The organism is Streptacidiphilus sp. MAP12-20 (assembly GCF_041262525.1).
GTDB lineage: Bacteria > Actinomycetota > Actinomycetes > Streptomycetales > Streptomycetaceae > Streptacidiphilus.
In genome coordinates this window covers 73,829-99,794 of the sequence record NZ_JBGCCK010000013.1, presented here as the reverse complement: position 1 = coordinate 99,794, position 25,966 = coordinate 73,829, and the positions used below count along the sequence as shown (strand labels likewise).

Here is a 25,966-nt window from a genome sequence, read left to right as displayed (position 1 = left end):
GCATGCAGTTCATCGAACAGAGCCTCGCGCCCCCGGGTGGTTGCAACTTCCCCGAGGTGCGTCTGCCTAGCGCAGCGGGGACTCCGGGGGCCTCTGCCGTGGCATCGTCGGGCGGCTGCCCATCGTGGGGAGGACGCGAACCTGCGCGCCGGCGCCCTCGACGCGGCCGCCCCAGACGCCCGCGGCCTGCGTCGGCAGCTGTGTCATCGACGCGCGGAACTCCAGCATCCACTCCGAGGTCTCCGTGCGGACCATGTCCGACACGTCCTCGCAGAACCGCCGCAGCACGCCCAGGCAGCGCTCCGCCGCCTCGCTCGCCGTCCCCTCCGTGGGGCCCAGCACCTCGCGCACGCACTCGGAGGCCCAGTCGAACTGGAACGCCTCCAGCCGCCGCTGCAGCGCCTGCGCCGTGCTGATGTCGCGCATCCAGCCGCTGGTCAGCCCGAAGACCCGGTCCGCAAGCACGCAGCAGGCGGCCAGCACCAGCAGCACGTAGCCCCAGTCGTGACCGGCCTTCCACACGCCCGTCAGGGCGACCAGCGGCAGTACCGCGCCGCCCGCGCCCAGCACCGCCGCGAGGCCGCGCAGGATCCGCGCGCCCCTGCGCTTCCAGCGGCGGTCGCGGTGGTACCAGTCGATCGCCTCGACCGCGCGCTCCTCGGACCAGCGGTAGAGCTCCTCCAGCCGCTCGGCCGGCTCGCCCCAGTCGCCCAGGGGGAACTGGCGAACGCTCAGATCATGGCCGCTGCCTGCCGAGCGCGGCGCGGGCACGGCGGGAGCGGGGGCGGCTGATGTGTCCTCAGCCCCGGCCTCCTTGCCCCAGGAGGATTCCTCGGGCTGCATCTCCGGCTGGCTCACCGTGGAACTCCCTGTCCTTCGGCCTGCTCGGCTTCCAAGAGATACTTCTTACCGCCAAATGGCTGACCGTGGTGGCGGTTCGGGTCGGATTGTTGTGCGAAATCGTGGAGGTTCTGCAAGGTCGGCGCGATGATCGCACTCCCTGCGGCTGATTTACATCTCACCCGTACGAGGGGGTGCAATCGAGGCACGGATCTGACCGGTTGCCGAATTGTTGCGAATTGTCGCTTTCGTCGTGACATTTCGCCTCGCGCGGGCCGGGTCGCCTGCGGCAGGCACTAGGCTCTTGTGCTGTGAAGGTCCTTGTCATCGGCGGCGGCGCCCGCGAACACGCCCTGTGCCGCGCGCTCTCGCTCGATCCCGAAGTCACCTCCCTGCACTGCGCGCCCGGCAACGCCGGCATCGCCGCGGTCGCCCAGGTCCACGCCGTGGACCAGCTGGACGGCCGGGCCGTTGCCGACCTCGCCGTGGAGCTCGGCGCCGAGTTCGTCATCGTCGGTCCGGAGGCCCCGCTCGTCGCGGGCGTCGCCGACGCCGTCCGCGGGCGCGGCATCCCCGTCTTCGGCCCGAGCGGCGAGGCCGCCCAGCTGGAGGGCAGCAAGGCGTTCGCCAAGGACGTGATGGCCGCGGCAGGCGTTCCCACCGCGCGCTCCTACGTCTGCACCACCGCCGAGGAGGCGGCCGAGGCGCTGGACGCCTTCGGCCCGCCGTACGTCGTCAAGGACGACGGCCTGGCGGCCGGCAAGGGCGTCGTCGTGACGGAGGACCTCCAGGAGGCCCTCGACCACGCGGCGAGCTGCGAGCGCGTCGTCATCGAGGAGTTCCTCGACGGCCCCGAGGTCTCCCTCTTCGCGGTCACCGACGGCACGACGGTCGTCCCGCTGCAGCCTGCCCAGGACTTCAAGCGCGTCGGCGACGACGACGCGGGCCCGAACACCGGCGGCATGGGCGCGTACTCGCCGCTGCCGTGGGCGGACCCGAAGCTGGTCGAGGAGGTCCAGGAGATGGTCCTCCAGCCGACCGTCGACGAGCTGCGGCGTCGTGGCACGGAGTTCTCCGGTCTGCTCTACGCCGGTCTGGCGATCACCTCGCGCGGGGTGCGCGTGATCGAGTTCAACGCGCGCTTCGGCGACCCGGAGACGCAGGTCGTGCTGGCGCGCCTGAAGACCCCCCTCTGCGGCCTGCTGTACGCGGCGGCGACCGGCCACCTGGCGACCTTCCCCGAGCTGCGCTGGCGTGACGGCGCGGCGGTGACGGTGGTCGTGGCCTCGGAGGGCTACCCGGCTGCGCCGCGCTCCGGCGACCCGATCGGCGGCCTCGCCGAGGCGGAGTCGGCGGACGGCACGGCCTACGTCCTCCACGCGGGCACGCGCCTCGCCGACGACGGCGAGACGGTCCTGAGCGCGGGCGGCCGCGTACTCTCCGTGACGGCGACCGGCAAGGACCTCACCCAGGCCCGCGCCCGCGCGTACGACGCGGTCTCCAAGATCACCCTCCAGGGCTCCCACCACCGCAGTGACATCGCGGCTAAGGCTGCTGGACTCTGAGGCACCTGAGGTAGTTGCACCACCCAGGGGCGCGCGGAACCGCGCGACAAGCCACCCGGGGAGCTGGGCCGCCGAACGAGCGGGGCCATCCGCACAGGGTGGTTGTTCGCGCAGTTCCCCGCGCCCCTGAGGTGCTGCAACGTCCCTCCGACGTAGCCGCAGATCAGCAGAGCCCCGCGGCTTGGGGTGCTGCCTGGCTGATCTCCCCGCTTCGGCCCAATGCCACAGGCGGAAAGCAGACGAACGCCCAGCGCGCAGCGTTTAGCCCACCCGCACATTCCTTCGGGTGATGGGAACCGCATCCGGCTGACGCATCGCCGCACGCCGCCGTATGGTGCCCAGGACCGGCGCGCTCCCCGGAGCGCGGGGGTCGCCTGCGCGGGTACACCACCACGCCAGGGGGGAAGCTGCGGTCCACAGGGAATCACTGATCCGAGTGGTTCCGGGCCGAGGCAGGAACACCGGGCCGGGCTCGTGCGTCGGATCGGACAGGGGCGTAGGACGTGCGAAAGCCACAACGGCTCGATTTCTCGTCGGCGGTAGGGGGTGATCCGAGCCATGGGCAGCATGGGCAGCAGCATGGGCATGGGAACAGGCGCTGACGCCGCGGTCGCCCGCGCCGCAGCGATCCTCCGGTTGCGCGGGCTCGCGCTCGCCGCCGCCGCGGTGCCCGCGGCTGTCGCCGCCGTGTTGATCGCCGGGCGGTTCACCGGGCGGCTCGGCGCGGCCGGCAGCGCCGACGCGGGGGCCTGGGACGTGGCCAGGTACGCCGTCGTCGCCGTCGCGCTGCTCACCCTCGGCTGGGCTGCCGCCTTCGCCGCGGCCCTGCGCAGGGCGCGGCCCTCGCGGACGCCCGCCGTGCTGCTCGCCGAGCGCGACGCGCCGGAGTTCTACCGGCTGGTGCGCGAGCTCGCCGAGCGGATGGAGGTGCCCGCGCCCGGCGCCGTCGCGCTGACGCCGGACTGTGACAGCTGGCTGGAGGACGAGGCGGCACCCGGCGGACGGACGCCCGCGCCGCCCACACTCGTCGTCGGCTCGCCCTTCCTGTGGTGGATGCGCGTCGCCGAGCTGCGCGCGCTGCTCGCGCCGGTCGTCGCCGGGGCCGCCTGCTCGCTCGATCCGGAGATCTCCGCTGCCCGGCGCTTCACCCACGGGCTGGACGCGCTCCTCGGCGCGCACCAGGGGCGGCGCGGGGTCTGGGCGTCCATACCCGCCCGCTGGCTGCTGCGCCGCTCGCGCGGCCACGCGGCCGAGCTGGAGCGCGCCGTCGCCGGCTGGGCGTCCGAGCGGGCGCGGCAGGTCGACTACGGGCAGCGGATCGCCGCCCAGGAGCAAGTCGGCCTCGCCTACGCGGGCTGGGACCGGCTGCTGACCAGGGTCGCGCTGCCCGCCTGGCGGCTCGGCCGCTGCCCGACGCGGCTCAACGCCGGCGTCGTCTCCGCGCTGACCGAGCTCTCCCGGCGCGACCGCCTCGCGGAGGGCTTCGAGAGCCGCCTGGGTGAGCGCCCCGCCTGCGATCTGCTGGAGGAACCGGGCCGGATCGACGAGGCCACCTCCTTCCTCGCCGCCGAGCTCTTCTACGCCGGTCCCGTCGCCGCGCCCGCCCCGGCGGCGGAAGATCGCGGCCTGGACTGGGCGGACTACCCCCACGAGATCGTGCTGCGCCAGTGGCGCAACCAGTCCGCCGCGCTGCTTGCGGCCGTTGGCGCGGGCGCGGAATCGGCCGCGGCGCTCGTCGCTCTCTCCGCCGCGCTCCGGGCCCTGCGCGACGACGGCGAGGCGCTGGCCGCGAAGGTCGAGGCGCAGCGCGGGCCCCTGCCCGCCGCCCGCAGCGGTCGGGACGCCGTCGCCGACGGCCTCCAGGCACTCGTCTGCCGGGCCGCCGTCGAGTCGGGCCGAGCCGAGCCGGGGCTGGACTGGCTGGACGGGCCGGTGCTGCTGGTCGACGGCCGTCGCCGTACCGATCTGGGCGCGCCCGTCGCGCTCGCGGTCGAACACGGGGATGAGCAGCCGCTCCGCGCCTGGCTGGAGGAGTTGGGCATCACCCCCGACCGCCCCGCCCGACTGCGGTGACGACGGCGAGGGAGCAACAGCATGGTGACGGAGCGTCAACCTCCACCTCGGCCACTGCTATGAAGCCGCAGCTGTGCTTACGATGGACATACTGCCGGTGAGTTCCCGGCAGCGCACGGTAACGGAGCCTCGCATAACAGTTCGTCAGTTCCGTGGGAGCCAGGTCCCAGGAGGGGAGCGGGGGCAGTGGGTGCAGAGCAGACCCGCCGCTGGGAGTCCGGCGCGCTCGCGCACGGGGTGACCGACCCGTTCGGCCAAGGCCCCCTGCCGTGGCTCCGCGGCGCCGACCAGTACTTCGACGACACCGGCCTCATGGTCCCCTGGTACGTAGACCCGGCGCTGCTCCCGGCCGCCCGACGCGCGCCCGACTACGACCCACGGCCCGCCCTCGGCCGCCCGCGCACCTCCGACGACGTCGGCGGCCAGATCAAGGGCTTCGCCGCCGGTGCCACCGACCTCGGCGGCTCGCTCGACCTGCGCGTCAGCGTCAACCCGCCGCAGGAGTTCACCGTCGACGTCTACCGGATCGGCCACTACGGCGGTGCGGGCGCACGGCACGTGGCCGCGAGCCCCCGCGTCTCCGGCCTGGTGCAGCCGCCGCCGCTGGTCGCCGGGCGGACGGTCTCCTGCCACCACTGGTGGATGTCCTGGCGGCTGCAGATCCCGACGCACTGGACCCCGGGCGCGCACGTCGCCGTGCTGACGACGGCCGACCACCGGCACCGCAGCCACATCCCCTTCACCGTCCGGGCCGGGCGGGACGCCGACCTGCTGCTGCTCCTGCCCGACGTCACCTGGCAGGCGTACAACCTCTACCCGGAGGACGGCCGGACCGGCGCCAGTCTCTACCACGCCTGGAACGAGAAGGGCGAGCTGTTCGGGGAGGAGGAGGCGGCGACGACGGTCTCCTTCGACCGCCCCTACGCCGGCGCCGGGCTGCCCCTGCACATCGGCCACGCCTACGACTTCATCCGCTGGGCCGAGCGCTACGGCTACGACCTCGCCTATGCCAACGCCACCGACCTGCATGCCGGCCGCATCGATCCGAACCGCTACCGGGGCCTGGTCTTCCCCGGCCACGACGAGTACTGGTCCGCGCCGATGCGCCGCGCCGTCGAGGAGGCCCGCGACGGCGGCACCTCGCTCGTCTTCCTCTCCGCCAACACCATGTACTGGCAGGTCCAGCTCCACCCGGGCCCGTCCGGGGACCCTGACCGGCTGCTGACCTGCAGCAAGCGCCAGGCCGACGCGCCGCCCAGCGTGCTCTGGCGCGAGCTCGGGGAGCCGGAGCAGCAGGTGATGGGCATCCAGTACGCGGGCCGGGTGCCCGAGCCGGTCCCGATGGTCGTGCACAACACCGACCACTGGCTCTGGGAGGGCACCGGCCTCCAGGACGGCGACGCCCTGCCGGGACTGGTCGCGGGGGAGTCGGACCGCTACTTCCCGCGTGTCCCGCTGCCGGTCTCGACCGAGCGCGTGCTGCTGGCCCACTCGCCCTACCGGGACGCCAAGGGCGTCGCCCGGCACCAGGAGACCTCGCTCTACCGCGCGCCCAGCGGGGCCCACGTCTTCGCCAGCGGCACCTTCGCCTGGTCGCCCGCGCTGGACCGTCCCGGCCACACCGACGAGCGGATCCAGCGGGCCACGGCCAATCTGCTGGATCGTATCTGCAAGGTGCACTGACCGTGCCGGGGCGGTGCTGGGGCGGTGAGGGGGTGGTGCTGGAACGGTGCATTGCCGCTGGCCGGCCCGGCGCATGAAAGACTCAGGGACGGCCACCCACCCAAAAAGACCCCTGTCTTGAAGTCCCGAGGGAACCACCTTGAGCGGATTTGTCGAGAAGCCCGAGCCGGTGCAGGTGCCCGGCCTGATCCACCTGCACACCGGAAAGGTGCGCGACCTCTATCGCGACGAGGCGGGCCAGTTGGTGATGGTCGCCAGCGACCGCACCTCCGCCTTCGACTGGGTGCTGCCGACGAACATCCCGGACAAGGGCCGGATCCTGACGCAGCTCTCACTCTGGTGGTTCGAGCGCCTCGCGGACATCGTCCCCAACCACGTGGTCTCCACCGAGGTCCCGGCCGGTGCGCCGGCGGAGTGGGAGGGCCGCACGCTCATCTGCCGCAGTCTGACCATGCTCCCGGTGGAGTGTGTCGCCCGCGGCTACCTGACCGGTTCGGGCCTGGTCGAGTACAAGGCGCAGCGCACGGTCTGCGGGATCACCTTGCCCGAGGGCCTGGTGGACGGCTCCGAGCTGCCCGCGCCGATCTTCACCCCGGCGCTCAAGGCCGAGGTCGGCGAGCACGACGAGAACGTCCCCTACGAGGAGGTCGCCCGCCGGGTCGGCGCGGACATCGCGGCGCAGCTGCGGCAGACGACCATCGCCGTCTACGGCCGGGCCAGGGACATCGCCCGCGAGCGCGGCATCATCCTGGCGGACACCAAGTTCGAGTTCGGCCTGGGCGAGGACGGCGAGAGCCTGGTCCTCGGCGACGAGGTGCTGACCCCGGATTCCTCCCGCTTCTGGCCGGCCGACGCCTGGGAGCCGGGCCACGCGCAGCCGTCCTTCGACAAGCAGTTCATCCGCGACTGGCTGGCCTCGCCCGCCTCGGGCTGGGACCCGCGCTCCGAGGAGCCGCCGCCCGCGCTGCCGGCGGAGATCATCGCGCAGAGCCGCGCCCGCTACATCGAGGCGTTCGAACGCCTCACGGGTCAGAGCTGGGCGTAAGCCCCGTCAGGGGCGCGAGGAACTGCGCGACAAGCCACCGATGAGCAGATGGTCCTCAATGTGCAGGGCCATCCGCACACGGTGGTTTCTCGCGCAGTTCCTCGCGCCCCTGATGGTGCAACTGGACGAGGGCATGAAAAAGGCGCCCCGAGGGGCGCCTGGAGCGGACGACGAGATTCGAACTCGCGACCCTCACCTTGGCAAGGTGATGCTCTACCAACTGAGCCACGTCCGCACTGCCGTTTCCGGCGGAACCAACTCTACAACATCCCCGGCGGTGCTCCGGCCGGACCGGAACGAACGAAGGGCGCCTCCGAAGAGGCGCCCTTCGCGCTGGAGCGGACGACGAGATTCGAACTCGCGACCCTCACCTTGGCAAGGTGATGCTCTACCAACTGAGCCACGTCCGCATGATGCTCACCTCAGCCCTGGAGCTTCGGTGCACCCCACTCTACCTCATCCGCCGGTGGCCTTCGCCGACCTTTGTCGAGGTGAGCAGAGTCGAGCAGGTGACAGGGATTGCACACTGTGCCTTCCCCCTGGAAGAGGGACGCTCTACTACTGAGCTACACCTGCGAGAGCCGCCCCGCCGAGCCGGCCTTTCGGCCTGCCTGCGGTGCGTTCCGCTGAGAAGAACATTAGCCCATCTCGCGGGCCGTGATCACCACGGCGGGGCGGTATGTCCGAATTGCCGGAAAAATCATAGGCAATCGGCCCTCTGTTCCGTCAGCCTGTCCCGTCAGCTCGCCTGAGCGAAGGCCTCGTAGACGTGCTTGGGCAGCCGGCCACGGGCGGGAAGGTCGATCCCGCGGGACTGGGCCCAGGCGCGGACCGTCGCCGGGTCGGGCGCGATCTCGGTCCGTCGGGGGGCCGCCTTGACCGCGGCGCCACGCGCCTGCTTGCGGCCTGCTTGCACATAGGGCGCGAGCGCGGCGCGGAGTTTCTCCGCGTTCTTGGTGGACAGGTCGATCTCGTACGACTTTCCGTCGAGTCCGAACTGAACCGTTTCCTCGGCGACGCCTCCGTCCAGATCGTCGGAGAGCGTGACCACAACGCGCTGAGCCATGGAAGCCAATCCTCTCGGGCATTGCCGTGCGACCGCAGGTGCTGGTCGCGACCGGCGTTGCCATTCTGCCCCCCGGAGCCCCTGAAATCGAAGAGGCAAGTTATTTCGACGCTATTTTCGTGTCGTTTCGGTACCGCTCCGATACCGGTGCGAAACCTCAGAATCGTGCATTTTTGGTAGGTGTGTCGTGGGGCGTCCTCGGCGGGCGTCCCGAGCGGGCGCCCGGCCACTACCCATCGGTAGCAATTTGTGTGAACCTCCGCACGATTCGCTGATCTACGCGCGTCGCACTGGACGAGTCTCCAGGTTCGCATCGTGACCCCGGTAGTCTGGGAACTCCCCCCGCACCACTCATCACCGGGAGTACCCGTGGCACGCGTCGTTGTCGACGTCATGCTCAAGCCGGAGATCCTCGACCCGCAGGGCCAGGCGGTACAGCGTGCGCTGCCGCGCCTGGGCTTCGAGGGGATCGCCGACGTCCGCCAGGGCAAGCGCTTCGAGCTGGAGGTGGAGGGCCCGGTCGACGACGCCGCGCTCGCCCGCATCCACCAGGCAGCCGAGACCTTCCTCGCCAACACCGTCATCGAGGACTTCACCGTCCGCGTCGAGACCGTGCCCGTCGAGGAGGGCCAGTGACCGCCAGGGTCGGCGTCGTCACCTTCCCCGGCAGCCTCGACGACCGCGATGCGCAGCGCGCGGTGCGGCTGGCCGGGGCCGAGCCGGTCGCGCTCTGGCACCGCGACACCGACCTGCACCAGGTCGACGCGGTGGTCCTGCCCGGCGGCTTCTCCTTCGGTGACTACCTGCGGGCCGGCGCGATCTCGCGCTTCTCGCCGGTGATGACCACGATCATCGAGCAGGCCAAGGCGGGCATGCCCGTCCTCGGCATCTGCAACGGCTTCCAGGTGCTGACGGAGTCGCACCTGCTGCCCGGCGCGATGCTGCGCAACAACCACCTGCACTTCATCTGCCGCGACCAGAAGCTGCGGGTGGAGAACAACGGGACCGCCTGGACCAGCGATTACGCGTCGGGCCAGGAGATCATGATCCCGCTGAAGAACATGGACGGCCGCTTCACCGCCGACCGTCGCACGGTCGACGAGCTCGAGGCCGAGGGCCGGGTGGTCTTCCGCTACCTCGACGGCAACCCGAACGGCTCGATCAACGACATCGCCGGCATCACGAACGCCGCGGGCAACGTCGTCGGCCTGATGCCGCACCCGGAGCACGCCGTCGACCCGATGGTCGGCACCGGCGGCACGGACGGCACCGGCTTCTTCACCTCGATCCTCAAGCGGCTGGTGAACGCCTGATGACTCTCGACACCGTCAAGAACGCGACGGCCACCCCGGACGTCGAGCTCCCCTGGGCCGCGCTCGGCCTCAAGGAGGACGAGTACCTGCGGATCCGCGAGATCCTGGGCCGTCGTCCCACCGGCGCCGAGCTGGCCATGTACTCGGTGATGTGGTCCGAGCACTGCTCCTACAAGTCGAGCAAGGTGCACCTGCGCCAGTTCGGCGAGAAGGCCCCGCAGTCCGACGCGATGCTGGTCGGCATCGGCGAGAACGCCGGCGTCGTCGACGTCGGCCAGGGCTACGCGGTCACCTTCAAGATCGAGTCGCACAACCACCCGTCCTACGTCGAGCCCTACCAGGGCGCGGCCACCGGCGTCGGCGGCATCGTGCGCGACATCATCTCGATGGGCGCCCGCCCGGTCGCGGTGATGGACCCGCTGCGCTTCGGCGCGTTCGACCACCCCGACACCAAGCGCGTGCTGCCCGGCGTCGTGGCCGGCATCGGCGGCTACGGCAACTGCCTGGGCCTGCCGAACATCGGCGGCGAGGTCGTCTTCGACTCCTGCTACCAGGGCAACCCGCTGGTCAACGCCCTGGCCGTGGGCGTGATGAAGCACGAGGACATCCACCTGGCGCAGGCGTCAGGGCCCGGCAACAAGGTCGTCCTCTACGGCGCCCGCACCGGCGGCGACGGCATCGGCGGCGCGTCGATCCTGGCCTCGGAGACCTTCGACGGGACGAAGCCGAGCAAGCGCCCGGCGGTCCAGGTCGGCGACCCATTCCAGGAGAAGCTGCTCATCGAGTGCACGTTGGAGGCCTTCCGCGAGCAGCTCGTCGTCGGCATCCAGGACCTCGGCGCGGCTGGTCTCTCCTGCGCGACCAGCGAGCTGGCGTCCAACGGCTCCGGCGGCATGCGCTGCGACCTGGACGACGTCCCGCTGCGCGACGCGACGCTGACTCCTGAGGAGATCCTCATGAGCGAGTCGCAGGAGCGCATGTGCGCAGTCGTCGAGCCGGCCAAGGTCGAGCGCTTCCTCGCGATCTGCGAGAAGTGGGACGTCACCGCCACCGTCATCGGTGAGGTCACCGACGGCGACCGGCTGGAGATCTTCTGGCACGGCGAGAAGATCGTCGACGTCGACCCGCGCACCGTCGCCCACGACGGCCCGGTCTACGAGCGTCCGTACCACCGCCCGAGCTGGCAGGACGCGCTCCAGGCCGACGCCCCGACGGCGGAGCGGCTGGCCCGCCCGGCGACGGGCGAGGAGCTGCGCGCCACGGTGCTGCAGCTGGTCTCGTCGCCGAACCAGGCGGACAAGAGCTGGATCACGAGCCAGTACGACCGCTTCGTGCTCGGCAACACGGTGCTGGCGCAGCCGGAGGACTCCGGCATGATCCGCGTCGACGAGTCCACCGATCTCGGCGTCGCCATCGCCACGGACGGCAACGGCCGCTTCACGAAGCTCGACCCGTACATCGGTGCCCAGCTCGCGCTGGCCGAGGCCTACCGCAACGTGGCCGCGACGGGTGCGAAGCCGCTGGCCGTCTCCGACTGCCTCAACTTCGGCTCCCCGGAGGACCCCGAGGTCATGTGGCAGTTCGCCGAGGCCACCCGTGGTCTCGCGGACGGCTGCCTGGAGCTCGGCACCCCGGTCACCGGCGGCAACGTCTCGCTCTACAACCAGACGGGCACCGAGGCGATCCACCCGACGCCGGTCGTGGCCGTGCTGGGCGTCATCGACGACGTCACCCGCCGCACGCCGATCGCCTTCGCGGAGGAGGGCCAGCTGGTCTACCTCCTCGGCGACACGGCCGACGAGCTGGGCGGTTCGGCCTGGGCGCAGCTGGCCCACGACCACCTCGGCGGCCTGCCGCCGAAGCTGGACCTCCAGCGCGAGAAGCTGCTCGCCGAGATTCTGATCGCCGCCTCGCGCGACGGCATGATCGACGCGGCGCACGACCTCTCCGACGGCGGCCTGATCCAGGCGCTCACCGAGAGCGCCCTGCGCGGCGGCAATGGCGTCCGGCTCGTCGTTCCCGAGGAGCTCGACCCGTTCGTGTTCCTCTTCTCGGAGTCCGCGGGCCGTGCGATCGTGGCGATCCCGCGCAGCGAGGAGCTCCGCTTCACCGAGATGTGCGGCGTCCGGGGTCTCCCGGCCACCCGCATCGGCGTCGTGGACGGCGACTCGATCGAGCTCCAGGGCCACTTCACCCTGTCGCTCGACGAACTGCGCGACGCGAACACCGGCGTGATCGAGGCGCTGCTCGCCTGAGGCGCCGCTTGCCGGACACCAGCCCTTGTCCGAGGCTGATCACGGGCCCCACCGCTGCGGCGGTGGGGCCCGTGTCACGTTCGCGCGGCCCGTCCTGTCCCCCCTGAGGAAGCCCCGCCGAGGGGCCCCGGCTAAGGAGACGACGACCATGGCCCGCATCTCGCTGACCCCGCCCCGCACGGTGTTCTACCGCCTCACCGAGTGGTACTCCCGGCGCACCTACGGCGAAGTCCTCGACCCCGCCAAGGCGTACGCGCACAACACCCGGGTGCTGCTCGGCATCGCCGGGTTCGAGCGCAAGGTCGCCACGTGGAACAAGCTCGACCCCGCCCTCAAGGAGCTGGCCGTCATGGCCTGTTCGGCGCGGATCGGCTGCTCCTGGTGCATGGACTTCGGCTACTGGGAGGCGCACAAGCTCGGCATCCCGGCGGAGAAGCTGCGCGCCGTCCCGGCCTGGCGCGAGCAACGCGAGGTCTTCACCGAGCTGGAGCGCGCCGTGATGGAGTACGCCGAGGCGATGACCGAGACCGAGCCGGCGGTCACCGACGAGATGGCGGCGCGGCTGACCAAGCTGCTCGGGGAGCCCGCCTTCGTCGAACTGACCGTGATGGTCGCCGTCGAGAACTTCCGATCCCGGGTCAACTCGGCTTTCGGGCTGGTGGGTCAGGGATTCTCGGACCGCTGCGCGATACCGTCGGAGGCGTGACGACTGACACCGACGCACTCAAGACGTTCGAAGAGCACCGGGGAACGCTCTTCGGCATCGCCTACCGGATGCTCAGCAGCGCCGCCGACGCCGAGGACATCGTCCAGGACGCCTGGCTGAAGTGGAGCTCCGTCGATGCCGACGCGATCACCCAGCCCCGCGCGTATCTCGCGCGGACCGTCACCAACCTCTCCCTCAACCGGCTGCAGTCCGCTGCCGTGCAGCGCGAGTCCTACGTCGGCCCGTGGCTGCCGGAGCCGCTGGTGACCGCGCCTGATGCCAGCGGCGACGTCGAGCAGGCGGAGTCGGTCTCGCTGGCCATGCTCGTCGTGCTGGAGACGCTCTCGCCGCTGGAGCGCGCGGTCTTCCTGCTCAAGGAGATCTTCGGCTTCTCCTTCGGCGAGATCGCCGGGATGGTCGACCGCAGCGAGGCCTCCGTCCGGCAGGTCGGCAGCCGGGCACGGAACCATGTGCAGGCGCGCCGCCCGCGCTACGACGCCCCGTCCGAAACCCGGCGGGCCGTCACCGACGAGTTCCTCGCAGCCTGCGTCGGCGGGGACATCAACCGGATGATGGAGCTGCTCGCGCCCGACGTGACCGTCTGGTCCGACGGCGGCGGCAAGATCCGTGCCGCGCTCCGCCCGGTCCACGGCGCGGAGAAGGTCGCCCGCTGGATCCTCGGGGTGCTGCAGCGGCCTATCCCCGACATGGCGGTCCATCAGGTCGACGTCAACGGCAAGCCGGGCATGCTGATCACCTCGGCCGGAGTCGCGGACGACGTCTTCACCGTCGACCTGGACGAGCACGGCGCGATCGAGGCCATCCGCCTGATCCGCAACCCGGACAAGCTGACCCACGTCGCCACCCCGTGAAGCCGCCGTCGCTCTGCAGGAGCTGACCGTTGATCCAGCCCCCGGCGGGGGAGAGCAGGAAGGCGACCCGGCACCGGTGAGCAGGGCGACGGGGCGGGGTGCGGTGGTCATGGCGTTCACGATCGGCGCGGGTCCGGAGTCTCGGCCACTGGAATTCCCGGTGGCAGCCGAGGCCCGCCGTCAGAGTCTTCGTCATGATCCTTCAACCTGTGACCGACGATCTCGACGCGTACCTGGCGGCGGACGAGATGATCGACCATCGGCATCCGGAGATCCGGCGGGTCGCGGCCGAGCTGGCCACGCCGGAGGCCGCGTACCTCTTCGTCCGCGACGAGGTGTTGCACTCCGCCGACGCGGGCGCGTACAGCGCGGCGTTCCGCGCGTCGGAGGTACTCGCGGCGCGCAACTCGATCTGCCTGGGCAAGTCCCATCTGCTGGCCGCGCTGCTGCGGGCCCAGGTTGTCCCGACGGGGCTCTGCTACCAACGGCTGGAGGACGGCGAGGGCGGCTTCGTGCTGCACGGCCTGGTCGCCGTCCATCTCGGCGGGCGCTGGGCGCGGTTGGACGCGCGGGGAAACCGGGAGGGTGTGGACGCCCGGTACGACCTGGAGCGTGAGCGGCTGGCCTGGCCGGTGCGGGGGGAGATCGGGGAGGTGGACTACCCCGGCGTCTACGCGGCTCCGCCGCAGGGATTGCTCCGCGCGCTGGAGCTGGCGGTGCCGGGCGAGGGCGGCTACGCCTACCTGCCGAGCGAGCTGCCGGAGTGAGGGCGCAGGCAGGAGCTGTCCTGAATATCGGGACAACGTCAACCCGGCGTTGACGTTGTCGCGAAAAACGTGACAGGTTCCCGATGCGCGGGCCGGCCCTGGACGGGGACCGGCCCCGCGCGCACGGAACGAAGGAGCACCACCCATGGCGACGCCGCAGATGCCCCAGCTGCCGCAACGCGGCTACGCGTTCGTCCCGCCGCCCGTCCCGATGGGCGAGCCGCCGCCCCTCGTCGTCTTCCGCGCCCGCAAGGCACGGACGTTCCGTCGGGTGCTCGCGGTGCCGTTCTGGGCCCTCTTGGCGCTGAGCATCACGTCCTGGCCGATCACGGCGATCAAGCCGGACAGCGCCTGGACCTTCGGGCAGATCCTCGGCACGCTGCTGCTCGCGCCGACGGCGCTGCTACGGGCGATCCCGACCGGCCTCTTCCTCAACGCGACCCCCGGAACCCGGCGCGGCATCGGCTGCGGCACCGGGTTCGGGCTCTTCCTGGGGACGTTCCTGCTGACCTTCGCCGCCAACGTCTTCGGCCCCGTGCTGACCCCGACCGTCGCGGTTACCGCCACCGTCGCCGAGTGTCACCGCGACACCGGCCAGGGCCATCACCCGCTCAAGTGCTCCGGCAGCTGGACCGCTGACGGCACCACCGTGCGCGATCGGCAGCTCCCGGTGGAAGGGACGCCGGGAAGCACGGTGTCGATCCAGGTGCGCGCGGACGACCCGTACACCGCCTTCGCGCCGCTGACCGGCGGCCGGGAGGCGTTCGGAGCGGGGCTCGGCCTGGCCGGGTCGGTGGTGACGGGCGCGAGCCTGCTCGCGCTCGCGACGCACACCCGTCAGGTCAATCGGCGGCTGCGCCAGACGATCGCTTCGGGGACGCCGGTACCGACCGCCCGCTGAACCGGGCCACGGCCACACCGCCGAGGCAGAGCAGCCCGCCGCCCACGGCGACCCACGTCGGTGTCTCGCTCAGCATCAGCCAGCCCAGCAGGATCGAGATCGGCGGCACCAGGTAGGTCGTGACGCCGAGTCGGCCCGCGCTGGTCCGGGCGAGGGCGTAGGCCCAGGTGGTGAAGGCGACGGCGGTCGGCGCGGCGCCGAGGTAGATCGCCCAGGCGAGCGCCGAGGTGTGGGCCTTCGGGATCTCGTGCATCAGCTGTGGCGCGAACGGGAGGCAGGCGACGGTGCCGACCGCGCAGGCGAGGAAGGTCATCTGCAGCGCCGAGACCCGCGTCAACACCGGCTTCTGGATGATCACCGCCGAGGCGTAGGCGACGGCGGAGGCGAAGCACAGCACTACCCCGAGGAAGTCGGCCCCGCCGCCACGCGAGGAGCCGAAGCCGATGACCAGCACGCCGGAGAAGGAGACCAGCATGCCGAGCAGCAGCGACTTCGGCAGGCCCTCGCGCAGGACCACTCCCGCGATCAGCGCGATCAGGATCGGGCTGACGTTGACCAGCATCGATGCCGTCCCCGCGTCGACTCGCTGCTCCGCGGCGTTGAGCATGACATTGTAGGCGCCGAACCAGATCACGCCGATGATCACGATGCGCGGCAGGTCCCGCCGCGCGGGCAGCGGCTCGCGCCGCACCAGCACCATGCCGCCGAGCAGGATGCTGGCCACCAGGAGCCGCAGCAGTGCGAGCGCGCCGGGCGAGAGATCGTGCCCGGCGGAGCGGATCCCGACGAACGCGGACGCCCAGAGCACGACGGTCAACCCGGCGGCGCCGGCCGCGAGGCGCGCGGACCTGCGGGGGGCGGGTGCGTCGGCGGTGGTCCTGGTGGGGGCGGTGATGCGATCGGTGGTCACCCCTTCAGGGTTCCTGCGCGGCGCTGCGCGTGGCAAGCGGTAAAACGCCACGACAGTACTTACATCCCGCCAGCTTCAGCCGTCAGGGGCGCGAGGAACTGCGCGAGAAACCCACCCAGTACGGACGGCCCTGCACGTTGAGGACCAACTGCATGTCGGTGGCTTGTCGCGCAGTTCCTCGCGCCCCCAAGGTGAGTGCAACTGGCTACAGTGCCTGACATGCCGCCAGCCTCACGCCCTCGTGCCCGCACCTACGACCGGCACAAGTCCCGCGCCGCGCTCCGCGCCCAGGCGGAGGCGATCCGCAGCGTCGTCGTCCCGCTCGACGACGCGCAGCTCGCGCTGCCGACCCGGCTCGGCAGCTGGACCGTCGGCGAGCTGGTCGCCCACCTGGCCACCTGCCTCGACGCGCTGCAGCGCTTCCTCGCCGCCCCCGACGACGGGCAGCCCGCGCGCACCCTCGCCGACTGGGCCGCCGGCACTCGCACCTCCGCCGCGCTCATCGCCGAGGACGCCGAGGAGCGCGCTGCCGCCGGGGATCCCCGGCGGACGTTCGTCGCGTCCGTCGAGGGCGCCCTCGCCGTGCTGGACGCCGACTACGGGCCCGAGCAGCGGCTCGTGTACCGACGCGGCGCCATGCTGCTGGACGACTACATCGTCACCCGCCTGGTCGAGACCGTCGTCCACGCCGACGACCTCGCCGACGCGCTGAAGATCAGTGACTTCCCGCACGACCGGCACGCCCTCGCCTCCGTCTGCCGGCTGCTCGCCGACGCGCTCGCCGCGCAGGCGCCCGGCGGGGCCGTCGAGCTCCGGATTCCGCCCTTCGCCGTCGTCCAGTGTGTCGAGGGCCCCCGGCACACCCGGGGAACGCCGCCCAACGTCGTGGAGACCGCTCCGCTGCCGTGGATCCGACTGGCCACCGGCCGGACGACCTGGGCCCACGCGGTGGACGTGGCGGAACTCACGGCCAGTGGTGAGCGCAGTGATCTGTCCTCGCTACTGCCTGTGATGGGCTGAGGCCGGTCTACGCGCGTCCAGCACCGCTCCGTCGACGTCCCGATCTTGGGCCGTCGGCCCGGCGTGCCGCGCTGCCCTAGACTCGTTGTTGTGCCACGTGGTGACGGAAGACTCAGTCATGACCTCCTCCCCGGCGAGAAGGGCCCCCAGGACGCCTGCGGTGTCTTCGGTGTCTGGGCCCCCGGCGAAGAGGTAGCCAAACTCAGCTATTTCGCGCTGTACGCCCTGCAGCACCGCGGACAGGAGTCCGCGGGAATCGCAGTGAGCAACGGCTCGCAGATCCTCGTCTACAAGGACATGGGACTCGTCTCCCAGGTCTTCGACGAGACCGCGCTCAACTCCCTCCAGGGCCACATCGCCGTGGGTCACTGCCGCTACTCCACCACCGGCTCCTCGGTGTGGGAGAACGCCCAGCCGACCTTCCGCGCCACCGCGCACGGCAGCCTCGCGCTCGGCCACAACGGCAATCTGGTCAACACCGCCGAGCTGGCCCAGCTGGTCGCCCAGCTGCCGGGCGAGGAGCACGTCTCCCGCTCCGGCCGGGCCGCCGTCACCAACGACACCGACCTGCTGACCGCGCTGCTCGCCGGCCAGCCGGACCTCTCCATCGAGGAGACGGCCCGTCAGGTGCTGCCGCAGGTCAAGGGCGCGTTCTCGCTGGTCTTCATGGACGAGCAGACCCTCTACGCCGCCCGCGACCCGCAGGGCATCCGCCCGCTGGTGCTCGGTCGGCTGGAGCGCGGCTGGGTCGTCGCCTCCGAGACCGCCGCCCTCGACATCGTCGGCGCCTCCTTCATCCGCGAGGTCGAGCCCGGTGAGCTGATCGCCGTGGACGAGAACGGCCTGCGGACCTCCCGCTTCGCCGAGGCCGCGCCCAAGGGCTGCGTCTTCGAGTACGTCTACCTGGCCCGTCCGGACACCACCATCGCCGGTCGCAACGTGCACCTCTCCCGCGTCGAGATGGGCCGCACGCTGGCCAAGGAAGCCCCGGTCGAGGCCGACCTGGTGATAGCGACTCCGGAGTCCGGCACCCCCGCCGCGATCGGCTACGCCGAGGCCAGTGGCATCCCCTTCGGCTCGGGCCTGGTCAAGAACGCCTACGTGGGCCGGACCTTCATCCAGCCCAACCAGACCATCCGCCAGCTCGGCATCCGGCTGAAGCTGAACCCGCTGAAGGACGTCATCCGCGGCAAGCGGCTGGTCGTCGTGGACGACTCGATCGTTCGCGGCAACACCCAGCGCGCGCTGGTGCGGATGCTGCGCGAGGCGGGCGCGGCCGAGGTCCACATCCGGATCTCCTCGCCGCCGGTCAAGTGGCCCTGCTTCTACGGCATCGACTTCGCCACCCGCGCCGAGCTGATAGCGAACGGCCTGTCGGTCGACGAGATCGCCTCCTCGCTGGGCGCGGACTCGCTCGCCTACATCTCCATCGACGGCATGATCGCCGCCACCGACCAGCCCAAGGACCGGCTCTGCCGGGCCTGCTTCGACGGGGTCTACCCGGTCGAGCTGCCCGACCCCGAGCTGCTCGGCAAGCACCTGCTGGAGGCGGAGATCTCCGCCGCCAAGCAGCCCCCGGCCACGCGCGGCAACCGCTCGGACGTCGACGGCGTGCAGACGCTGCTCGGCGGCCCCGGCGCGGCCGACGCGCTGCGGCGGCCCTGAGCCGCGCCCGAAGTTTCCTGCTGTTCCAGATCCGACCCGAAAGGGCCGTCCCGTGAGTGACCAGTCCACCTCCGGTGCCACCTACGCCGCAGCCGGCGTCTCCATCGAGGCCGGGGACCTGGCCGTCGAGCTGATGAAGGAGTGGGTCGGCAAGACCTCCCGCCCCGAGGTCGTCGGCGGCCTGGGCGGCTTCGCCGGGCTCTTCGACGCCAGCGCGTTCAAGCGCTACGAGCGCCCGCTGCTGGCCACCGCGACGGACGGGGTCGGCACCAAGGTCGCGCTGGCCGCGGCCATGGACAAGCACGACACCATCGGGCACGACCTGGTCGGAATGGTCGTGGACGACCTGGTCGTCTGCGGCGCCGAGCCGCTCTTCATGACGGACTACATCTGTGTCGGCAAGGTCCACCCGGAGCGGGTCGCGCAGATCGTCAAGGGCATCGCCGAAGGTTGCGTCCTGGCCGGCTGCGCGCTGGTCGGCGGCGAGACCGCCGAGCACCCGGGCCTGCTCGGCCCGGACGAGTACGACGTGGCCGGCGCGGGCACGGGCGTGGTCGAGGCGGACGCCCTGCTGGGCGCGCACCGGGTGCGCGCGGGCGACGTGGTCATCGCGATGGCGGCGTCGGGCCTGCACTCGAACGGCTACTCGCTGGTCCGGCACGTGCTGCTGAACGAGGCGGGCTGGAAGCTGGACCGCAAGGTCGAGGAGTTCGGCCGGACGCTGGGCGAGGAGCTGCTGGAGCCGACGCGGATCTACTCGCTGGACTGCCTGGCGCTGGCGCGGGCGACCGAGATCCACGCGTTCTCCCACGTGACGGGCGGCGGGCTCGCCGCCAACCTGGCCCGGGTCATCCCGGACGGCCTGCACGCCCGCCTGGACCGCGGCACGTGGACGCCGATGCCGGTCTTCCAGACGGTGGCCGAGGTGGGCCGGATGGAGACGCTGGAGATCGAGAAGACGCTGAACATGGGCATCGGCATGGTTGCGGTCGTGCCGCAGGAGTCCGTGGACACCGTCCTGGCGGTCCTGGAGGACCGCGACGTGGAAGCCTGGCTCCTGGGCGACATCGTCGCCCGCGCGGACGCCTACGCGAACGGCGGCGGCGCGGCGCTCTATGGCAGCTACGCCTGACTTAGGGCAAGCCGGGAAGTTGCACTTCCCGGGGGGCGCGAGGAACTGCGCGAACAACCACCCTGTGCGGATGGCCCTGCGCGTTGAGGACCATTCGCATGCCGGTGGCTTGTCGCGCAGTTCCCCGCGCCCCTTGGTAGTGCAACTTCCCGGCTTGCCCACAACTGAGCAGGAACGACGAAGGGCCGACCAGGCATATCGCCCGGTCGGCTTCGTCGTTTCAGGTGGTGGTGACGTCAGGCTCGTTTGCGAGAGGGGCTCTCGTCCACGTCGTCTTCTTCGTCGTCCACGTTGTTGTACAGCTGTGCGTACGAGGCGTAAGGATCGTCGTCCTCTTCCTCGTCGTCATCGAACGGCTCCGGATTGACCGTTTCGTCCGTTGACGCAACGCCCAGCTCATTGGCCAAGCGCGACGCGTCGAAGCCGCCGCTGTTGTACTTCAGCTGGCGGGCGACCTTTGTCTGCTTGGCCTTGGCCCGGCCGCGCCCCATGGCTCGACCCCCTCAACGACGGAGCTCCTGGCTCCGAGTCTTGTCACGCGTTCATGATTCGGAACGGCTCCTCGCTGAAGTGAGAGAGCCGGTCCTTAGAGCAACAACGGTACCTGCTTACAGCGCCGTACGGTACGCCGCCTGTGCGACGTGGCGCACAACACCCCGGGTTGTAACCATATTGATGCAGGTCAGAGCCGCAAAATGGGGCAGGCACGGGAGTGGGCGCCGCGCGTCCGCAGTGACCGTTCCGACACGATTATCCCCCGTACGGGCAAGGGGTATCCCCCGGACGGGGGCGTCAGGTGAGAACGCGGTTCCCGTCCGGGGGTATCTCCTGCGCGGCGTCCGCGGCTAGCGGGCCCGCGGCAGCAGGATCGTCCGGAGGCGGCCGACCTCGGCCATCCGGCGCTCGGCGAGGCGGTCCGCGGCGACCGCCGGCGGGACGCCGTCCGACTCGGCGAGGGCGAAGATCTCCAGCGTGGTGTCGAAGATCTTCGCGGCCTTGGCCTTGGCCCGCTCGAAGACGAAGCCCTCGATCTCGTCCGCGACCTGGATCACGCCACCGGCGTTCACCACGTAGTCGGGCGCGTAGAGGATGCCACGGTCGGCCAGGTCCTTCTCGACGCCAGGGTGCGCCAGCTGGTTGTTCGCCGCGCCGCAGACGATCGTCGCGGTCAGGGCCGGGACCGTCTCGTCGTTCAGCGCGCCGCCGAGCGCGCAGGGGGCGTAGACGTCCAGGTTCGCGCGGATCAGCGCCTCGGTGTCGGCCACGACCTCGATGCCGGGGTGGGCGGCCCTGACGCGGTTCACCGCGTCCTCGCGGACGTCCGTCACCACGACCTGCGCGCCGTCGTTCACCAGGTGCTCGACCAGGTAGTGGCCGACCTTGCCGATGCCGGCCACGCCGACCCGGCGGCCCGTCAGACTCGGCGTGCCCCAGCGGTGCTGGGCGGCGGCGCGCATGCCCTGGAAGACGCCGAAGGAGGTCAGCACGGACGAGTCGCCCGCGCCGCCGTACTCGGGGGAGCGGCCGGTGACGTAGTCGCACTCGCGGGCGATGACGTCCATGTCGGCGACGTAGGTGCCGACGTCGCAGGCGGTGACGTAGCGGCCGCCGAGGGACTGCACGAAGCGGCCGTAGGCGCGGAGCAGCGCCTCGGTCTTGATCTTGGTCGGGTCGCCGATGATGACGGCCTTGCCGCCGCCGAGGTCGAGCCCGGCCAGTGCGTTCTTGTAGGACATGCCGCGGGAGAGGTTGAGGGCGTCCTGGACGGCCTCCTCCTCGGTCGCGTAGGGGTGGAACCGGGTACCGCCGAGGGCGGGGCCCAGAGCGGTGGAGTGGATCGCGATGACGGCCTTCAGGCCGGTGTCGCGGTCGTGGCACAGGACGACCTGCTCATGGCTGTCGCCGGGCGCCGCGGTGGCGTCGCTCGAGAAGATTCGGCTGAGTACGCCGGATCGCTCACTGACATCGGTCACGGTGGTGACTCCATTGTCGACTCGCGTCCGCTTGCTGTGGTGCGGACGTTCTGTCTGAAGCCTAGAACTGCCACCGCGCCCAGCGGTACGGGCTCCCCACGTGAGGAGCGCCTCGGGGTCAGCCACAGGGCCGTGGAACGGACCCCGCACTTCCGGGCCGCAGCGAGGGCTCGGCGTGCGACGATGCGAGGGTGCCTACGCTGCGGACCTCGGTGCATCCCCCCTACGCCGCATATCTGCGCGTCTACGAGCCGCTGGTGGCGTTCGCGGAGCCGGAGCGCTCGTACTGGCAGGGCTACGCCGCGCAGCGTCCGCGGCCGGGCGCGGTCGACGAGCACCGGGGTCGGCTGGCGGACCTGATCGGCACGCCGCCCCTCGCGGTGCCGGAGCAGGAGAGCAGGGACGCCTTCGTGCACGAGGCGGACGGGGTTCTCTACCTCTGCCCGTGGCGGACTCGACTGCGCAGCTGGCTCGCGCTGGCCGAGCTGACCGAGGAGCTGCCGCTGCCGCTGCTGGACGCCGTGGTGCCGCCGGTCGTCCGGGCGCAGGCGGAGTCGGACTGGGACCGCTGGCGGGCGCAGCACCCCGACGGGCGGCCGTGGATCCTGACCAGCACCTGGAACATCCCGGTCCGCTGGTTCCTGCTCTTCGGCGACGAGGAGCGCGAGTACATCCCCTCGGAGCTCTCCGAAGCCCCGCTGGAGGGCCGGTCGGCGGCCCCGGAGGGCCGCGTGGCTCCCGAGGCAGAGCCCCGTTCGGCGGGCGCACAGGAGGACGAAGCGGGCGCAAAGCGGCGCACGGCGCCCGTGCTGCGCTACCGCACGCCGATGGCGCAGGCCAGGCGCCGGGTCGCGCGCGGCTTCCGGGTGCTGCGGGAGACCCTGGACGACGGCCCGCTGGTCGACGGCGTGGAGGAGGTCGGCCGCTGGCTGGAGGAGTTCCACCCGCGTTCGCTGGTCGAACTCGACTACGGCGGCCTGGTGCACGCGATCCCGGAGCAGGGTCTGGCCGGGGACCGCTCGGCGGAGGAGGTGGCCCAGGGCGTGGCCGCGCTGCGCGCCGGTGACCCGGTCCGGGCTGGCCGCTGCTACCGCTCCCTGACGGAGCGTTGGCGCCGCGTCCAGGAGCTCCAGTACGCGAACTGACCTGGTCCGCTGGCTGCTTCGGCGGCGCTTTCGCCGAGTCCGCACAGGTCAGGCACAGGTTCCTCACCGAAGCACTGGGTCACTGGCGGACTTCCGCCACGACCGATCACGCCAGCGGGCATCCAGGGGACCTGTCGGACATGCGTGGCACCATCTCCTCAGACGTCACACGGGTGCTTATCCCCTCTCCACATGGGACCTACGTCCCGGATCGGGTCAATCCCCCATCAACGTGATGTGACTCACCGTTGACTCGAAGGCCGCACTGGGTGTCAAAATAGGACAACCAGCCTCACTGCAGACCACTGTGCCCACATTGGAGTGGTTCTGCGGACCTTGAGGGCCTTCGCGGGGGAAGCGGGGGGTCTGGAGTGCTGTGACGGAGGGTCGCTTTGCGGCGACTGTCCGTTATGACACGGTCCATCGTCATCCGTGGAGCTTGGCCCCGCAGGGGTCAATTCCGCCGGTTTGGCTGATTGGACTGGACGGATGGTGTAGTTGTAGTGCCAAGGACAAGCCGTTCGTCCTATTACCGACTTGGTAGCCGATGGCCATTTCGGGCATCGCATGCCAAGGTGCAGAATTTCTAGGAAAGAACCGTGTTGGTTCGGTTCTCCCGAGGAGGCCGCTCATGACCGCTCGTACCCCTGATGCCGAACCCCTGCTGACGCCGGCTGAGGTCGCCACCATGTTCCGCGTTGACCCGAAGACGGTCACTCGCTGGGCCAAGGCAGGCAAGCTCACGTCGATCCGAACGCTTGGTGGGCACCGCCGCTACCGCGAGGCGGAGGTGCGTGCACTGCTTGCGGGCATTCCGCAGCAGCGTACTGAGGCTTAAAAGGGCTGATCGAGTAGAGAAGCTTTCGGCTGCACCGGACTCCGCCGGGTCCGGTGCAGCCGTTTTTTGTGTCCGGAATTCGCTGGCCGGCTGTGCAATTGCACATATAAAATGAGCGGGCCCGGAGGCGGGTCGAACGTGAGCCGACGTCAAGATGAGTTAAGTGATGCCCGTCACACCGGTTCGCGGCAGCCACAGAGGTGGTCCCGGACAACAGATCAGCCCGGATCCGAGTGGATCCGGGCTGATCTTTACTGCGACTCCGACGGGACTTGAACCCGCGACCTCCACCTTGACAGGGTGGCGAGCTAACCAACTGCTCCACGGAGCCAGGAACAAGTAGGACTGTACTGCATCCCGGCGGCCCCGGTCGAATCAGGAAGAGGCGTTGAGCAGCAGGCCTGCCGCGTAGGTGATCGCCATGGCCAGCGCGCCGCCCGCCACGTTGCGCGCCACGGCCGGCGGGACCCGCGCCCCGCCGAGCCTGGCGCTGATCCAGCCGCACACCACGAGCGCGGCGATCACCGCCGCGACCGTGACCGGCACCCGGGCCGAGGTCGGCGGCAGCACGATCGCCAGCAGCGGCAGCAGCGCCCCGACGGTGAAGGCGAGGAAGCTGGCACCGGCGGCGTGCCAGGGGTTGGTGAGCTCGTTCGGGTCGATCCCGAGCTCGGTCTCGGCGTGCGCGGCCAGCGCGTCGTGGGCGGTGAGCTGGACGGCCACCTGGTGGGCGAGCTCCTCGGTGAGGCCCTTGGCGACGTAGAGCCCGGTCAGCTCCGTGAGCTCCGCCTCCGGGGTCCTGGCCAGCTCGCGGCGCTCCTGGTCCAGCGCGGCGCGCTCGGAGTCGCGCTGGGTGCTCACCGAGACGTACTCGCCGGCGGCCATCGACATCGAGCCCGCGAGCAGCCCGGCCAGACCGGCCGTCAGCAGCTCGCTGGAGGAGCCGGCCGCCCCGGCCACGCCGACGACCAGACCGGCCGTCGAGACCACCCCGTCGTTGGCGCCCAGCACGCCGGCCCGGAGCCAGTTGAGGCGGCTGCCGAGCCCGTTCCCGTGGTGCGGTTCGCCCGGATGCCCGCCGGAGGGGGCGGGGGAGGGCGTGCGGGACTGATCGTCGCTGCTCACACCCGCAGTCTGGCCCGGCAGGCGCCGGGCCGGCGGGCAACCCGCCGAAATCGGCCGAGCCGATCAATGGTCCGAACGGCTGACGGGACTTTGGCCGCGCCGGGTCGGGCCCGGTAGACGTTGCGTGTGCCTCTCCTCGCCGGTCCGCACCGGACCCTCCCGCGTCCGGTCGATCCCGTGCGTCCTCCGGACCCCCTGCGTCCGGCCGGTCCCGCCGGTTCGGCTGCTCCTTCCGCCCCCGCCGCTCTCGCGCGGCCGGTGCGGTCCGTGCGGACCGGGTGGGGCGCCGTGCTCACCGTCGGCGTCGGCGCGCTGCTGCCCGCGATGTTCGCGCCGTCGGGGGCGCACCCGGTCGCGACGGGCTGGGCGGGCGCGGCCGGAGGAGTAGGCGGCGCGGGCGGAGTGCGGCCGTCGCGTCCGGTGTCGCTCGCGTCCCTCGCCCAGGACGCGGCGCTGCGCGGCGAATCCCTCGTGCGCGGGCGTGGGCGGCTGCGCTTCGCCGAGGGACTGTTCGACGACCGGCCGCCGGTCCCCGCCTGGCCGGTGCCGGTGCCCCTGCCGGCGCCCGACTGGTTCAGCCCCGCGCTGGGGGCCCGGATCAGCCAGGTCTTCGGCGTGCCCGACTCCGAGTACGCCGCCGGCTATCACACGGGTGTCGACTTCGCGGTCTTCACCGGAACACCGCTGCTCGCCGTCGCGCGGGCGACCGTCGAGGTCGCGGGCTGGGGTGGCGCCTACGGGAACTGGGTGGTGCTGCGCCTGCCCGACGGGCACTTCGCGCTCTACGCGCACATGTCTCGCCTGGACGTCCGCACCGGCGAGCGGGTGGCGGCCGGACAGCAGGTCGGCCTCTCCGGCGACACCGGCCACACCCGCGGTCCCCACCTGCACTTCGAGATCCGCACCCGCAACGAGTACGGCGCGGTCGTCGACCCCTTGACCTACCTCCGTGCCCATGGCTGCCGCCTCTGACAGCTCAGGCTGCCGCCCCGACCGCAGTGCGGTCCAGTGAAGGTTCGGGAAGAGTTTGCCGCCCCGCCGGGAACTCCCAGCCTGCTCCCAGATACGCTGC

At 71.3% G+C, this 25,966-nt stretch carries 23 protein-coding genes and 4 tRNA genes; 17 read left to right on the top strand and 10 right to left on the bottom strand.

Features of this window, described 5'->3' with window-relative positions; genetic code table 11:
- Nucleotides 1-66: 66 nt before the first annotated feature.
- A complete protein-coding gene (locus ABIA32_RS19340) occupies nucleotides 67-858 on the bottom strand; it encodes an SLATT domain-containing protein (RefSeq protein WP_370096768.1) in 792 nt (263 codons plus the stop codon).
- Between the two features lie 293 nt (nucleotides 859-1,151).
- On the opposite strand from ABIA32_RS19340, the gene purD reads away from it, so the two are divergent.
- The 4 genes from purD to ABIA32_RS19320 all read left to right on the top strand — a co-directional run bounded on the left by purD (nucleotide 1,152) and on the right by ABIA32_RS19320 (nucleotide 7,206).
- Nucleotides 1,152-2,405, top strand: coding sequence for a phosphoribosylamine--glycine ligase (gene purD / locus ABIA32_RS19335; protein WP_370096766.1), 1,254 nt, complete (start codon nucleotides 1,152-1,154; stop codon nucleotides 2,403-2,405).
- Nucleotides 2,406-2,972: 567 nt separating this feature from the next.
- Complete coding sequence (locus ABIA32_RS19330; RefSeq protein WP_370096994.1) at nucleotides 2,973-4,478, top strand: hypothetical protein; 1,506 nt, start codon at nucleotides 2,973-2,975, stop codon at nucleotides 4,476-4,478.
- A 186-nt stretch (nucleotides 4,479-4,664) separates the two neighbouring features.
- Nucleotides 4,665-6,161 carry a N,N-dimethylformamidase beta subunit family domain-containing protein gene (locus tag ABIA32_RS19325; protein WP_370096764.1) on the top strand — a complete coding sequence of 499 codons (1,497 nt, stop codon included), beginning with the start codon at nucleotides 4,665-4,667 and terminating at the stop codon, nucleotides 6,159-6,161.
- A gap of 139 nt (nucleotides 6,162-6,300) precedes the next feature.
- Nucleotides 6,301-7,206: a phosphoribosylaminoimidazolesuccinocarboxamide synthase gene (locus tag ABIA32_RS19320; protein ID WP_370096762.1), complete on the top strand. Its 906-nt coding sequence runs from the start codon at nucleotides 6,301-6,303 to the stop codon at nucleotides 7,204-7,206.
- Between the two features lie 159 nt (nucleotides 7,207-7,365).
- On the opposite strand, the gene ABIA32_RS19315 is transcribed toward ABIA32_RS19320, so the two are convergent.
- From ABIA32_RS19315 to ABIA32_RS19300, 4 genes are all read right to left on the bottom strand, one after another.
- Nucleotides 7,366-7,441 (bottom strand) — tRNA-Gly (locus ABIA32_RS19315).
- 99 nt (nucleotides 7,442-7,540) lie between these two features.
- Nucleotides 7,541-7,616: transfer RNA gene (locus ABIA32_RS19310), tRNA-Gly, on the bottom strand.
- Nucleotides 7,617-7,710: 94 nt separating this feature from the next.
- Nucleotides 7,711-7,782 (bottom strand) — tRNA-Gly (locus ABIA32_RS19305).
- Between the two features lie 163 nt (nucleotides 7,783-7,945).
- Nucleotides 7,946-8,272 carry an Lsr2 family protein gene (locus tag ABIA32_RS19300; protein WP_370096760.1) on the bottom strand — a complete coding sequence of 109 codons (327 nt, stop codon included), beginning with the start codon at nucleotides 8,270-8,272 and terminating at the stop codon, nucleotides 7,946-7,948.
- Between the two features lie 369 nt (nucleotides 8,273-8,641).
- Between ABIA32_RS19300 and purS the strand changes: the two genes are divergently transcribed.
- The 7 genes from purS (at nucleotide 8,642) to ABIA32_RS19265 (ending at nucleotide 15,086) form a co-directional block, all read left to right on the top strand.
- Entirely contained in the window at nucleotides 8,642-8,908 is a 267-nt protein-coding gene (gene purS / locus ABIA32_RS19295) for a phosphoribosylformylglycinamidine synthase subunit PurS (protein ID WP_370096758.1), read from the top strand.
- On the top strand, nucleotides 8,905-9,585 hold the full coding sequence (purQ, locus tag ABIA32_RS19290; RefSeq protein ID WP_370096756.1) for a phosphoribosylformylglycinamidine synthase subunit PurQ: 681 nt from the start codon (nucleotides 8,905-8,907) through the stop codon (nucleotides 9,583-9,585). The genes purS and purQ overlap by 4 nt, the downstream gene beginning before the upstream one ends.
- Complete coding sequence (gene purL, locus ABIA32_RS19285; protein WP_370096754.1) at nucleotides 9,585-11,840, top strand: phosphoribosylformylglycinamidine synthase subunit PurL; 2,256 nt, start codon at nucleotides 9,585-9,587, stop codon at nucleotides 11,838-11,840. The genes purQ and purL overlap by 1 nt, the downstream gene beginning before the upstream one ends.
- Nucleotides 11,841-11,988: 148 nt before the next feature.
- Nucleotides 11,989-12,546 carry a carboxymuconolactone decarboxylase family protein gene (locus tag ABIA32_RS19280; RefSeq protein ID WP_370096752.1) on the top strand — a complete coding sequence of 186 codons (558 nt, stop codon included), beginning with the start codon at nucleotides 11,989-11,991 and terminating at the stop codon, nucleotides 12,544-12,546.
- Nucleotides 12,543-13,418, top strand: coding sequence for an RNA polymerase sigma-70 factor (locus ABIA32_RS19275; RefSeq protein WP_370096750.1), 876 nt, complete (start codon nucleotides 12,543-12,545; stop codon nucleotides 13,416-13,418). Before ABIA32_RS19280 ends, ABIA32_RS19275 begins: the two co-directional genes overlap by 4 nt.
- Before the next feature lie 194 nt (nucleotides 13,419-13,612).
- Nucleotides 13,613-14,185, top strand: coding sequence for a transglutaminase domain-containing protein (locus tag ABIA32_RS19270; RefSeq protein ID WP_370096748.1), 573 nt, complete (start codon nucleotides 13,613-13,615; stop codon nucleotides 14,183-14,185).
- A gap of 145 nt (nucleotides 14,186-14,330) precedes the next feature.
- The gene (locus tag ABIA32_RS19265; RefSeq protein ID WP_370096746.1) at nucleotides 14,331-15,086 is read left to right on the top strand and encodes a hypothetical protein; all 756 of its coding nucleotides are present in this window, start codon (nucleotides 14,331-14,333) and stop codon (nucleotides 15,084-15,086) included.
- Here ABIA32_RS19265 and ABIA32_RS19260 read toward each other — a convergent pair.
- Nucleotides 15,028-15,996, bottom strand: coding sequence for a DMT family transporter (locus ABIA32_RS19260; protein WP_370096744.1), 969 nt, complete (start codon nucleotides 15,994-15,996; stop codon nucleotides 15,028-15,030). The genes ABIA32_RS19265 and ABIA32_RS19260 overlap by 59 nt on opposite strands.
- 219 nt (nucleotides 15,997-16,215) lie before the next feature.
- Here ABIA32_RS19260 and ABIA32_RS19255 point away from each other — a divergent pair, with 219 nt between their 5' ends.
- From ABIA32_RS19255 to purM, 3 genes are all read left to right on the top strand, one after another.
- Nucleotides 16,216-17,016, top strand: coding sequence for a sterol carrier family protein (locus ABIA32_RS19255; protein ID WP_370096742.1), 801 nt, complete (start codon nucleotides 16,216-16,218; stop codon nucleotides 17,014-17,016).
- Nucleotides 17,017-17,106: 90 nt separating this feature from the next.
- Nucleotides 17,107-18,681 (top strand): amidophosphoribosyltransferase, encoded by a 1,575-nt coding sequence (purF, locus tag ABIA32_RS19250; protein WP_370096740.1) that lies wholly within the window; start codon nucleotides 17,107-17,109, stop codon nucleotides 18,679-18,681.
- Nucleotides 18,682-18,733: 52 nt separating this feature from the next.
- Nucleotides 18,734-19,813, top strand: coding sequence for a phosphoribosylformylglycinamidine cyclo-ligase (gene purM, locus ABIA32_RS19245; protein WP_370096738.1), 1,080 nt, complete (start codon nucleotides 18,734-18,736; stop codon nucleotides 19,811-19,813).
- 236 nt (nucleotides 19,814-20,049) lie between these two features.
- Here the strand turns inward: purM and ABIA32_RS19240 are convergent, their stop codons facing one another.
- Both ABIA32_RS19240 and ABIA32_RS19235 read right to left on the bottom strand, forming a co-directional pair.
- On the bottom strand, nucleotides 20,050-20,304 hold the full coding sequence (locus tag ABIA32_RS19240) for a DUF3073 domain-containing protein (protein WP_370096736.1): 255 nt from the start codon (nucleotides 20,302-20,304) through the stop codon (nucleotides 20,050-20,052).
- A gap of 354 nt (nucleotides 20,305-20,658) precedes the next feature.
- Nucleotides 20,659-21,786, bottom strand: coding sequence for a Glu/Leu/Phe/Val dehydrogenase dimerization domain-containing protein (locus ABIA32_RS19235; protein ID WP_370096734.1), 1,128 nt, complete (start codon nucleotides 21,784-21,786; stop codon nucleotides 20,659-20,661).
- A 191-nt stretch (nucleotides 21,787-21,977) separates the two neighbouring features.
- Here ABIA32_RS19235 and ABIA32_RS19230 point away from each other — a divergent pair, with 191 nt between their 5' ends.
- Together ABIA32_RS19230 and bldC are read left to right on the top strand one after the other, a co-directional pair.
- Nucleotides 21,978-22,931 carry a hypothetical protein gene (locus ABIA32_RS19230; RefSeq protein ID WP_370096732.1) on the top strand — a complete coding sequence of 318 codons (954 nt, stop codon included), beginning with the start codon at nucleotides 21,978-21,980 and terminating at the stop codon, nucleotides 22,929-22,931.
- 631 nt (nucleotides 22,932-23,562) lie between these two features.
- Nucleotides 23,563-23,769, top strand: coding sequence for a developmental transcriptional regulator BldC (gene bldC, locus ABIA32_RS19225; RefSeq protein ID WP_033321412.1), 207 nt, complete (start codon nucleotides 23,563-23,565; stop codon nucleotides 23,767-23,769).
- Nucleotides 23,770-24,026: 257 nt separating this feature from the next.
- On the opposite strand, the gene ABIA32_RS19220 is transcribed toward bldC, so the two are convergent.
- Nucleotides 24,027-24,100: transfer RNA gene (locus tag ABIA32_RS19220), tRNA-Asp, on the bottom strand.
- Between the two features lie 44 nt (nucleotides 24,101-24,144).
- Nucleotides 24,145-24,780, bottom strand: a complete 636-nt coding sequence (locus ABIA32_RS19215) for a VIT family protein (RefSeq protein WP_370096992.1) — start codon at nucleotides 24,778-24,780, stop codon at nucleotides 24,145-24,147.
- A 381-nt stretch (nucleotides 24,781-25,161) separates the two neighbouring features.
- On the opposite strand from ABIA32_RS19215, the gene ABIA32_RS19210 reads away from it, so the two are divergent.
- Entirely contained in the window at nucleotides 25,162-25,866 is a 705-nt protein-coding gene (locus tag ABIA32_RS19210; protein ID WP_370096730.1) for a M23 family metallopeptidase, read from the top strand.
- Nucleotides 25,867-25,966: the final 100 nt, after the last annotated feature.